Annotated in this window: 9 protein-coding genes; 5 read left to right on the forward strand and 4 right to left on the reverse strand. The window is 42.9% G+C overall.

Annotated features, from left to right (window positions below):
- On the reverse strand, positions 1–224 hold a 224-nt coding region (locus ABF638_RS34225), incomplete at its 3' end, for a Uma2 family endonuclease (RefSeq protein WP_435027257.1).
- A gap of 185 nt (positions 225–409) precedes the next feature.
- On the opposite strand from ABF638_RS34225, the gene ABF638_RS34230 reads away from it, so the two are divergent.
- Complete coding sequence (locus tag ABF638_RS34230) at positions 410–1105, forward strand: response regulator transcription factor (protein ID WP_069070489.1); 696 nt, start codon at positions 410–412, stop codon at positions 1103–1105.
- A gap of 745 nt (positions 1106–1850) precedes the next feature.
- Here the strand turns inward: ABF638_RS34230 and ABF638_RS34235 are convergent.
- Positions 1851–2135 carry an Npun_R1517 family heterocyst differentiation transcriptional regulator gene (locus ABF638_RS34235; protein ID WP_069070488.1) on the reverse strand — a complete coding sequence of 95 codons (285 nt, stop codon included), beginning with the start codon at positions 2133–2135 and terminating at the stop codon, positions 1851–1853.
- A gap of 867 nt (positions 2136–3002) precedes the next feature.
- Here ABF638_RS34235 and ABF638_RS34240 point away from each other — a divergent pair.
- From ABF638_RS34240 to ABF638_RS34255, 4 genes are all read left to right on the forward strand, one after another.
- Positions 3003–3362, forward strand: coding sequence for an NAD(P)H-quinone oxidoreductase subunit M (locus ABF638_RS34240; RefSeq protein ID WP_069070487.1), 360 nt, complete (start codon positions 3003–3005; stop codon positions 3360–3362).
- A gap of 587 nt (positions 3363–3949) precedes the next feature.
- Positions 3950–6226 (forward strand): protein phosphatase 2C domain-containing protein, encoded by a 2277-nt coding sequence (locus ABF638_RS34245; RefSeq protein WP_435027258.1) that lies wholly within the window; start codon positions 3950–3952, stop codon positions 6224–6226.
- A 366-nt stretch (positions 6227–6592) separates the two neighbouring features.
- A complete protein-coding gene (locus ABF638_RS34250) occupies positions 6593–8170 on the forward strand; it encodes a CHAT domain-containing protein (RefSeq protein WP_435027259.1) in 1578 nt (525 codons plus the stop codon).
- Between the two features lie 148 nt (positions 8171–8318).
- Positions 8319–8966, forward strand: coding sequence for a hypothetical protein (locus ABF638_RS34255; protein WP_435027260.1), 648 nt, complete (start codon positions 8319–8321; stop codon positions 8964–8966).
- A 343-nt stretch (positions 8967–9309) separates the two neighbouring features.
- Here the strand turns inward: ABF638_RS34255 and ABF638_RS34260 are convergent, their stop codons facing one another.
- Both ABF638_RS34260 and ABF638_RS34265 read right to left on the reverse strand, forming a co-directional pair.
- Positions 9310–10692 carry a PrsW family glutamic-type intramembrane protease gene (locus tag ABF638_RS34260; RefSeq protein WP_181928577.1) on the reverse strand — a complete coding sequence of 461 codons (1383 nt, stop codon included), beginning with the start codon at positions 10690–10692 and terminating at the stop codon, positions 9310–9312.
- 466 nt (positions 10693–11158) lie between these two features.
- The gene (locus ABF638_RS34265) at positions 11159–11761 is read right to left on the reverse strand and encodes a DJ-1/PfpI family protein (protein WP_181928576.1); all 603 of its coding nucleotides are present in this window, start codon (positions 11759–11761) and stop codon (positions 11159–11161) included.
- Positions 11762–11990 lie beyond the last annotated feature (229 nt).

Genomic DNA, 11990 nt, shown 5'->3' on the forward strand with positions numbered 1-11990 from the left:
CCCTCCTTTGAACGTTTTACTTTTATTTTACTCTGCCTAGAGTCATGGAAGAGGGCTAATCTGCGACTTCGACTACCAGTTTCTCCACCAGTTGGCGCCATAACTACTAATTCACCTGATGCGGTGCGCTCTAGTTTAGCATCAGGGTTGACTTCACATAGCTGGTAAAACTGCTCAGAAGTGAGATGGATTAATGGTTCTAGGTTCAGGGTAATAGCAGTCATCTTGCAGCTTCTCCCGTCTTGATTATTACTATTATGGTTAACCTGTTACCAGATTGGAAGCCAACCTTCCCTAAGTGCGGCTGCAAAGTATCTGTGAGCATGGGTTTCACTTTCAAAACCATACTTTGCACAATGACTGTCAACTTTCGCTAAATTGGAAAAAGGAAAACTCAAGGAAATCTTAAATGTCAGCACAATTGTTACTGGTGGATGATGAACCAGGGATACGGGAAGCCGTGAAAGACTATTTGCAAGAGAGCGGTTTCAGCGTTCAAGTCGCCAGTAACGCCCTTGAAGGTTGGGAATGGATGCAAATGAATACACCTGACTTAGTGATTTCCGATGTGATGATGCCCCAGGTGGATGGCTATCAGTTCTTGAAGCAACTGCGAGAAGACGCCCGCTTCCAAGCGCTCCCAGTAGTGTTTTTAACTGCTAAAGGTATGACAGGCGATCGCATTCAAGGATATCACGCTGGTGTTGATGCCTATCTTCCCAAACCCTTTGATCCAGATGAGTTAGTCGCCATAGTCGAAAATTTGCTAGCCCGCCGCGCTGCTAAGACTGCAAGTACAGGAGATGACTCTGAAACCCCCGACCTTGCTGAACTAGCCAATCAGATTGCCCAAATTAAGGCATTGTTAACCCAAAGAAATGCCATTTCCCAATCGCCAGCCCCTTTCAAAATTGATTTGACTCCCAGAGAACAAAGTGTTTTGAACTTGGTCGCCGAAGGGTTGATGAACAAAGAAATCGCCCGTCGCTTAGAAACCAGCGTCCGCAATGTGGAAAAATACGTCAGCCGTTTATTTAGTAAAACCGGTACCAATAGCCGTACAGAGTTAGTTCGTTTTGCTCTAGAACACGGCTTGGCTAAATAGGTATTGGGAATTGGGCAATTCAATTTTGGATTTTGGATTTTAGATTTTGGATTATTCAATCTAAAATCCAAAATCTAAAATCTAAAATTCTTGCTACCTTATCTCCCTCTACTGCTGGGTAATTGGTAATAGGTAACTGGCTGCTAAACCATAACCTATTACCAGTAAGATTTGAAGAAGAATTCAGAAGTCAGAATTCAGGAGTCAGAATAAAGACGCTCGTTCGCCCTTGGCGTCTCCCCTTGGGAGAAGACTCGCTTTCCGCGTCGCTATCCGCCAGTCATACAGAAAACATTGCTGAATTCTGACTCCTGACTCCTGAATTCTGTTCGATAAAACATAAGTATTTCAGCAAACTAGGCACTTAGCTCAAGCAAAAAGCTAAAAGAAAGGTTATTTATTTTTACTTTGGTCTTTTAGGTTTTCATTTGATTCGCGCCTGTTGTCCAATTCCCCATCTGTAAAGACACAGGGTTTTATTCTTCCTGCAATGTTTTTATAAAAACTCGGTAAAATGCACCCGGCTGAATTTGCTCTCAGATTCTACCAGTACCCTTTGCTACAAAGTTTTTAATAGCGGAAACTGTTCCTGGGACTTTGTGCTGCTAAATAAGACCTTCAAAAAGTAGAAACCACAATATTTTATGAATCCTACTTGCTGTTTAGTTTTTATGGCAACGGGGGTATGGGATCAACATTTGATTTGATGCCCAATTCACGTTTTTTCATTACTTAAATTACACCTTTAAGTTTGGGGATTTTCAGCAGCATTACGCAAGCGCATAAGCTGGCGTCGCATTTGAGGTGAGGCTTTAAACTCAGACACCTCCTGCGCTTTAACGGACGCTTGCAGCGTCTCTAGAAAGTCGTCAGAACCTTCGGTTAAAGCATCAAGTAGCACTTGTAATAGTTGCTCGCGATCGCTCAATAAACTCTTTTCCTCAATCAACCTGAATTTGAGATGGATTTCGCACTCATAAACACCTACTTCGAGATTATTTATCTGGCGTGGTAATGCTTTGGAGTTCATAGCTATTGAGATTCCTTTACTTGGTTGTCATGAGGGTAAGGAGGTAGATGTCCAGCAAAATTCTTTATATCTCTTTTGAATCCAAAGTGCTTGAATTAAGAATTTTTCTTCATCAATCACCTTTGTATTCCATTTCACTCTCCTGTGTTGTATTTTCAAGCTAGATTTTCAGTGTCTAAATTTTGACGTTTCTATGCCAGATGTAGCTTATGGTAAGCCATAACTATTATTCAGTTTTTAAGATTCTACACAATAAAGTTTCTGTAAGAAGTTGTTGAACCTTTTTAAAGGTTTTTACATCAACTTTATGTTAACGTCAACAAAAGTTTGACTTGTTACTTTAATTTTGGTGTTTATACGTAAGTAAAACCGCTTAATTTTTTGGAGTTTATTAAAGCCAGTAGTCGATGTAGCCCTATTCAGTGAAATTACTTGATGTACGTTTTTTGCAATAGAAAATTCAGGATAAATTGATGAGCATAATTATTGATTTAAAAACTTTTGTTCTCCATAAAAAAATGTACACAGATCAAATTATTCCTGCCAAGTGCTTTCCCCTACTGTCTTTTGGGCTGGATGAGTAAAAAAAAATTAGCAGGAGCTAAGATGATTACACCAAATAAAAATACTCAACCCAGTAATTTTTACAGAAAAATAATTGGACTACTGTCAGTACTGGCATTTAACTTTGTCTTCAAGTCATAACAGAAGTAGCACGCCAATCAGTACAGGTGATATTTTTACTTATGCCTATTCAATATACCCTTTTGAAATTGTGTTCAAAGCTTGTAAATTGAGAGCATTCAAGCGCTGAATATAGCGTCTACAATAATTTCAGTGTAATTCACCCAAATCTTACACCCTTTTATGGATAACCCGATGCTGCTCAAGTCCACAACCCGGCATGTCCGCATTTTTGCAGGCGAGATTGACCGGGATGGCGAACTGGTTCCCAGTCAACAAGTCTTAACGTTAGATATTGACCCAGATAACGAATTTAACTGGAATGAAGATGCGCTGCAAAAAGTTTATCGAAAATTTGATGAACTAGTAGAAGCATCTAGTGGCGCAGACCTCACCGACTATAACTTGCGCCGCGTAGGGTCAGACTTAGAGCATTATCTGCGATCGCTCCTGCAAATCGGCGAGATCAGCTACAATCTTTCTGCCCGTGTCACCAACTACAGCATGGGAGTCCCCCAAGTTGCCATTGACGACAAACAATAAGCAAATGAGTTGATGGCAGGCTGGCTGAACCTTTCTAACAATTCAGTTCATCTGCAAAAGTCCATCAAAAACCTAACCCCCTAACCCTCTTCCCGACGTGGAAAGGGGGAAAATCCCAAGTCTCTCTCCTACCAGGGGAGAGATTTAGAGAATTTAGAGAGAGATTTTCTTGATTCGTCAGGTACTTTTGCCCAAATTATATTTGCTATTCTTAATTCTTAATTAAAGTTAATTGTTGCTATCCTACTTATAAACTAAATAAATACCAACATTATCTGCTTCTTGATGATGGGGTAATTCAATAAAAGCAAATAGCACAGTTATGCTTGGGTTATGCTTTGGGAACAGGGTTGGAGTTAGTTGCTTTGGCGATGAAGAGTCACAGGGCAATAAAAGCTATGATGAGGCTGTAGGGTTGAGTTGGGAGCGTATTCTTTGGATAAGTAAGTATTAGCACCTGCTGATATCCGCCAGCTAAAATCATCATCTAAAGTCTGGGTATGTCAAGTTTAAGAAAGATGAGCGGTCTAGATTGTCCCTACTAATGTTATTAAAGAAATTGCCAATCGCTGATCGGTGCGAAAACTATGGAAAATGACGCGGCAACGCTCTACTGTCCAAACGAAAATTGTCAGGCTGCCAACCCCCTGACTCATAAGTTTTGCCAGCGATGTTCCACGCCTCTACCCAAAAATTACCTCTGGGCTGTGGTAGATGGCCCAAGTGTGGGTAGCCCTGGAGAAATATTAGCCGATCGCTATTTAGTCGTTGATAAATTTCTTCTTTTAGATACAAAGCCTGGTTTATTATCGCTAACGCCTGAGTTAGATAATTTACAGCCTCTAAGAGCTTACCTGAGACTCATTCCCTACCGTTTACACGTACCGCAGGTATATGGAGTGCTTTTTCTAACTAATGGGTCGTCCCATCGAGAAATATTACTCCTAGAAAAACCGCCACTATTAGTAGATGACACTCTCCAACAAGTGCATTTGGGCAGCGAGTTAACCACCGCTTGGCATGATGCTACATCGATGCGCCAACTGAATTGGTTATGGCAAATAGCTCATCTGTGGCAACCTCTTGTGAGTGAAGGTGTTGCCTCTAGCTTACTTGACTCATCTGTATTACGGGTAGAAGGATCATTAGTACGTTTGTTGGATTTGCGTTTCGACACCGAAATATCACCAGAATTGCCCCAATTAGGTGAATTTTGGCAGCAGTTGGTCAAGAATGCCAAACCAGCCATAACTGAATTTGTCAATCGCATCAGCCTTTCCTTAATTCAGGGAAAGATTAACTCAACCGATCAATTAATCGGAGTTTTAGATCAGGGACTAGCACAATTAGGGCGATCGCAAACACCCACGATCAAAATTATCACCAAAACCGACACTGGCCCAAGTCGCCAACGGAACGAAGATGCCTGTAGCCCTCTTAGTGGGACTCTGGTGAGCAAACCACCCCAGCCAACAGCTTTAGCAATTGTCTGTGATGGCATCGGTGGACACGAGGGTGGCAATGTTGCCTCAAATTTAGCCATTGAAACGATCCAGCAGCAGGTACAGCAACTCACAAAAGTTCCCTACGATCACATAGACCCCTCACTGCTGCTGAATGACCTAGACAAGGCAGTGGCAATGGCCAATGACAAAATTAGTCAGCGCAATGACGTTGAAAATCGCCAAGGGCGTCAACGCATGGGCACGACTTTAGTCATGGCATTGCCTGTTGCTCACGAAATGTACATCACCCACGTTGGTGATAGTCGTGCTTACTGGATTACACGTCACGGCTGTTATCAAGTTACCCTTGATGATGATGTTGCCTCCCGCGAAGTGCGGCTAGGTTATGCCATCTACCGCGAAGCCATACAACAAAATTCTGCTGGCTCCCTTGTCCAAGCTTTGGGCATGGGGCCGAGTACTGCATTGCATCCCACATCGGCACGTTTTATGCTCGATGAAGATGCTATTTTTCTACTCACATCCGATGGTTTGAGTGATTTTGATCGGGTTGAGGAGTACTGGGAAACAGAAATCTTGCCGATTCTATTTGGGGAAGCAAATATAGTAACTGTTGCGGATAGATTAGTCGAAATCGCTAATACGAAAAATGGACACGATAATGTCACCATCGCTTTAGTCCACTATCAAGTTCAATACTGGGAACCAGAAATCACCATCCAAGCAGTGATACCAGAGAGTTATTCTGCCAAAACTGTTGATTTTGCTTCCAGAAAGCCTGATGCAACACTTTTAGGTGGCCCAAACCACAAAACTCAGGTCATTCCCGATACTGAGCCTGCCAAAACGCGCAGTTTACCGCTACAGTGGATAGTTCCATTAATATTTGTGTTAGCAGCAGGTGCTCTAGGATTGTTCGTCAAGCAATTGCGATCGCCATCAGGAGCCTCTCCAGTTTTTTCCAATCCATTACAAACTCAAAACCCTGCCATCGAAGCGACACCCGAAACGCGATCGCTTGCGAAACTTTCTCCTGGTTGGGTAATTAAAACCAACAATGACATCTCCTTGGGAAACAACCAATCACTTCCTCGTGGGACTTTTTTAGAAGTTATTCAGAGAAAATCAAATCCCCAAAGTACTCCTGGGAATTTTTCAGTGTTTATGAAAGTCTGTGCCAATAAAAGCACACAAGCTCCAGCTAGTACTAATAACCCAGCACCAACTCCCTCAGTTCCAGCAAATTCAAAACCTTTACCAGCAACAGTATTACTAGACTCCTCCCAACTGAACCGTTTTGGCGTCTCTGTTTTACAATCAGACGCACCAAGTCCATGTAAAACCGTCACACAACCACCAGATCCAGCTACTCAATCACCTAACAACAGTCCAACTTAATCAAATACTCGATAAACTGGTAAAAACCTGAAATAATAACAGGTAACAATCAGAGTAAAAACTTACAAGGTCAAAAAAGTAGAAAATTTTCACCTTGGAGAATTGTTATCAAAACAGAATTCAGGAGTCAGGAGTCAGGAGTCAGGAGTCAGAATTCAGAATGAATTATGTACGACTGGTAGATAAATAACCGAGTTTAAGACCCCACCATATTTCTAATTTGGTGCAAAACAATTAATATCGGGTTTAAATCTCCCACTCATTTATTCTGAATTCTGTTAGCGGTAGCGGGGCGTTTAGCCCATTCTGCCTTCTGAATTCTTCTTCTATTGAAATTATTTTTGTAGCTTTTAGTTTAATGAATCCATGCCATCCCTGAATTTGGCGATCGCCCGTCTCCTAAATACTGGCACTGACAACTTCGCCATTTGGGTGGTCAAGGCTCCCTATCCCAGTGGCTACGTTTTACGTGACTGTGTATGGCCTGTTGAACTCACCCAGGTTTGGCAAGAATGGCAGCAGATGTTTGCTGGTCACGATCGCCTAGATATCTCCCCCAACCCAACATCTCAAAAAGCCAACCCATTCCCCATAGATTGGATTTCCCCCCCTTCAGGTCAGACTACTGGCCCCTACAGCAGTCGTCTGATGCAATACTTGGGAATGAATTTATGGCGCTGGGTATTCGACGGGCAAATTCTTGGGAGTCTAGAACGCAGCCGTGGTATTGCTATGGGTCAGCATACACGTTTGCGCTTTCGACTAGAAATTCGCGACCCGGATCTCATTGCTTTCCCTTGGGAAATTATGCAACGTGAGCCGGGTCAATCGGCTATGTCTCTTTCCCAAGATTTGCTATTTAGTCGCACCAGCAGTGAAGTTGACGCCTTACCGTATTTGCGAACTGACCAAGCTTTAAGTATCCTGCTGGTTTTAGGTCATGATAACAAGAAGCTGCAACTGGAACAAGAAGCTGCTATATTACAGCAAATTCTTGTAGATACGCCTGGTAATTCCCAAAGATATGCACCTTGTGTAGTGAATCAACTCATCCAACCAACTCCACAACAGTTGATTGATCAATTAGAAACCAAAGCATACAATGTTTTCTTTTACGCTGGACATGGTTTGCCAGACCCAGATGGTGGGTTACTGTTTTTGCGACAAGACATGCCCCTCAATGGAATAGAATTGGCGCAAGTATTGACCCGTACAGGTGTGAAACTAGCTGTTTTCAACGCCTGTTGGGGCGCACAACCAGCTGCGATCAATCATCAAGCTATTCCTGCCAGCAGTTTAGCAGAAGTACTGATTCGTCATGGAGTGCCTGCGGTTTTGGGGATGCGCGATGAAATCGCTGACCACGAAAGCCACAGTTTTATTCAAGCCTTTACCGAAGCTTTGCGATCGCACAAGCCAATTGATGAAGCCGTAGCACAGGCTAGGCAAGAGTTGTTAACACTGTATAAATTTAATCAACCTGCTTGGACTTTGCCTGTTCTCTACCTGCATCCAGATTTTAATGGTGAACTGATTAAGAATCTGGATGAAGGTATTACGGAACTACCAGATACAGCTATTCCTGATATAGGTTCCCCGCTTCCGACTGCAAGTTTGCGATCGCTCACCCCAAAAGGTAAAACCTGGCTACTACGTAATGGAGTCACCCGGATCGGCCGCACGAAAGACAATGATATTGTCATCCCCGAACCATCTGTATCCAAACGCCATGCCGAAATCTTTTGCCGCAATACTCTTACTGATGCTACATTGGTGCGAACTTATTACTTGCAAGATTTTTCCACTTACGGAACAACCTGGTTTTTAGGGCCTAATGGCTGGCAACAAATCCTCCGAGAGGAAGTCCCATTGAAATCGGGAATGCAGGTAAAGTTTGGAAGTGCTAGAGGTGAAACCTGGGAGTTTGTAATTCAAGACTCCTAGCAGAGCTATTGCATAAATGGATTTTAATGTTAATCATCAGCTTTTAAAATCTGCTTTTTTTTAGAGAAAAAATCAACAGTTTTTGCGGAAATCTCCTCTGAGAAATTGTAGCTGTCAATACCACCAAATAATCGTGAGATCAGAAAAAATGGCTAATAAAATTAACGGCTCAGACACTTTCTCTTCTTTGCCATCTCAAGTAGATTTAGAGTTATTAGAAGCCTTACTTGAACCAGAGGATGCTAACTATCCCTGGAATCCAGGTGATGAAGAATCAGAAGCTTATTTTCAGGAACTAGAACAACAGTTCGAAATTGAAGATTTGCAGGGCGTTGAACTGATGAGGCGATCGCAAGATTTTTACAACCATCTAGATACACTTTGGTCTGGTATTACTTCTACGACAGACGACAATGACAACCTACAACAGGCAGTAGTACTGAATCTTCAAGAAACATTACGTACTACATTTTCCGCCTGTGTCCCCCAAGCATTGCTCAATACCATCGCCACCAAAGCCGCTGAAATATTTGCTGCTCGCCAATTAATGAGTGAGCAACTAGTGGAGTGCGTTCAGACAGTACTACCAACTTGGGGAACAGAGGATCTTTTAGTTTTGGCTCGTCCTTTTGCTTACGCTATGCGAAGTAGTGAATCACACAATACTGCATCTGTACTCAGTAATCTTAACAATAGCGAATGGGCAGCTTTATCAGAAGTAGAGAAAGCCAAGGTTAGTTTAGCGATCGCTTCTTACGCTTTTACTCAACTCAATAATTCTCAGTCTGAACTATGAATGGGGAATGGGGAATGGGGAATGGGCAAAAGAAAAAGCTAAAATTTTTATCATACGTTGTGTTCGCATAACCCAGGCTTTGCGTTCACTCTGTTTAGACGCGTCTCTTGCAAAGATGTTGGTTTGCACGATGGAGAGGGGGAAAGAAAGAGTCGCAAGTCAAGACTTTTGCAGCAGTTCTAATGATTTTTATTTTCGTAGGTATAATTACTCCATTCTAAATTTAACAGTACGCTAATTTTCAAACTACGCCATCTATCCCAAGAGGTAAATATTCAAGCATTGGGCATTGGTTATTCCTCTTGTCCCCCTTATCTCCCTTATCCCCCTCATCTCCCCCTCTCTATTTGGGACCTAGAAATCGGGTAGCAAAATTTTGCGATCGCGTCGGTGACAGCGCCCGTGCCTTGAGAATTGCTGCCATCAAAAAGGCATAAGATAACACACCAACAACTACCAACAGCAAAGCATTGATTGATCCTGTAGCATTCCACAGAGCGTGGAGCGCAGAGGCACTAAGATAACCAATAGAAAGTATTTGCCAACTTCTACTGGGTTTAAGAACAGCCAACCCGATAAAATAACCCAGATAGCCACTATAAGCCATGTGTCCAGCTACAGAGCCTAAAATTCGCGGAATTAGCAGTTGTAAACCCGCGAGTTGACCAGCAGCGCCTATACCCACCTGTGCAGTGACATTTTGAGTGATATCTGGCACATACTGTCCGAGGGTTTCCAAGAGAGTAAAGCCCACAGCAGAAGCAGTTCCCAAGAGAATACCATCTAGAGGTTCCAAGACCCCAATCCGTTCTCGCCAAGGTGAAGGTAATCCACTGCCGATAAAATATGCGCCGATTACAGGTAATGCCTTGAGTAATTCCTCCATCAACCCAGCGCCAAAAAACATCCGTACCAACAACTCTGTGAAAGTAATAGATTCTTGGGGTGAGGGCAAGTTTCCAGGAAGAATGCCGCGAAACACGAAGATAAATAGATCCAACACCGGACTTATTAAAATCAGTGTCGTACTTAATGCCGCAGCCATTAGCACCCACCAAGGTTTCTGTTTGCCACAAAGTTGGTAAACAAAATAGTAGGCAGCGAAGGCGATGTAAGTTGCGACGATCACTTGATTATCTTGGGGGCGACCGACTGTAGCAAACATCAGCACCACAAAGATTACGGTCAGTATTCCCGGTACAAGATAAGCCTTACTAGTTAAATCTTTACCAGTGGAAATAATCGGAAAAAGTTGGGTGAAGCTAACAGAATCTGGCTGCTTTAATTGTGTGTGACCGTGGTAGTTTGTCGCCGAAGGCAGTGGTGTAACTTGGTTCACTGTCGTCGCCGGGGTGAGTAAGGTATACTCGTACTCAAAAACGTATTGCGGCCCATCAGCACCTAGAGAAATGCGATCGCCTGGGTGCAATTCTTGACATTCATACAAGCGCTGTCCATTCAAATAAGTGCCATTGGCACTATTCAAGTCACAAAGCACCCAGCTAAATTTGCTATCTGGGGATAGAGAGAGGGGACGAACCACTGCATGACGACGAGATACCATTCGGTACATCATGGCATCCAAGACAACTTGGCAGCTGGGGTCGCGTCCAATTACCATTTCTTTACTGGGGGGCAGGGAGTAGCGAGATTCTGATCCAGAAGCTGCCCCATTACCAGACACTAGCCGCAGAAATGCATTATGTCTTGCGTTTTTGCCTGTCATCGATAAGAAGTGCGTTTCTAAACTAATTCTTCACATAATTTGGCAGCAGGACTAACCTTAGCCACATTAACAGCAGCATTGCTAAATCCACTATAGCTTCACTTACTGCTAAGAAATTTAAAATTCTAGAAGCAAAATTTCAAATTGTTTCACCTAATGTAAATAAGTATTCCATTTACTGAGAGTTTGTCCTAAAGGTGGCTTGTCAGGTGGATAAATCAGATTGTATTGGTGCTTTACTTTTGACATCCTAGCTGCAAATTCCACCCACGGCAATTTATTAAAAAATAGTAGTTTTTACTGCATTTAGTTCCATTCCAAAAATATATAATTTTCAGTCGTCTGTTGTGAATAAGTAAGGTCTTCTCCCTACGCGAACAGCGTCTCGTAGAGAAGGGGAGACGCTTTAGGGCATAGCGCAGCGTAATGCCACTGATAATTTACACAACTCAGCACTCAGCACTCTTCATACAACTGTAGTCAGTTCTGGGTGTTCAATCTTAGTTCCAAGTACTTTGAGGAATTCTGCCAGCCAACGGGGGTGAGCAGGCCAAGCTGGTGCTGTTACCAAGTTCCCGTCCACTATTGCCTCATCAACAGGGATATCGACGTAAATTCCTCCAGCACTCTTAACATCTGGACTACAAGCAGGATAACCCGTACATTTTTTACCTTGCAATACATCAGCAGCTGCCAATAACTGCAAGCCGTGGCAGATGGCAGCAATCGGTTTATTTGTTTGGGCAAAGTGACGGGTGATTTCTAGCACCTGCTGATTTAGGCGGATATATTCTGGTGCCCGTCCTCCGGGAATGACTAAGGCATCATAGGTTACGGCTTCGACTTCTGCAAAGGTAGCATTCAAAGTGAAATTGTGACCAGGTTTTTCGCTGTAAGTCTGGTCTCCTTCAAAGTCGTGAATTGCTGTCCGCACCTTGTCGCCAGCTTTTTTGTCTGGGCAAACTGCATGGACAGTGTGTCCCACCATTTGCAATGCCTGAAAAGGAACCATCACTTCATAGTCTTCTACATAGTCGCCAATCAGCATCAAAAGTTTTTTTGCAGCCATATTTTTGTTACCCTCACCTATTAGTCAATAGTCAATAGTATAAAGTCAATAGTTAATAGTTGTTTCTCACCGTTATACATAACGAGAGTGCTATTGCTCAGGCTCATTCATGCTTTGGATGGAGAGCTTTTGTTAGCAATGCTTCAAAGAACATCTTATTCTATCGGGCAAAGCAAGAGACGCGATAAATCGCCGTCTCTACAAAGGACTGATTATTGTAAAGACGGCG

This window comes from Nostoc sp. CALU 1950, assembly GCF_051172895.1.
Classification (GTDB): Bacteria; Cyanobacteriota; Cyanobacteriia; order Cyanobacteriales; family Nostocaceae; genus Nostoc; species Nostoc edaphicum_A.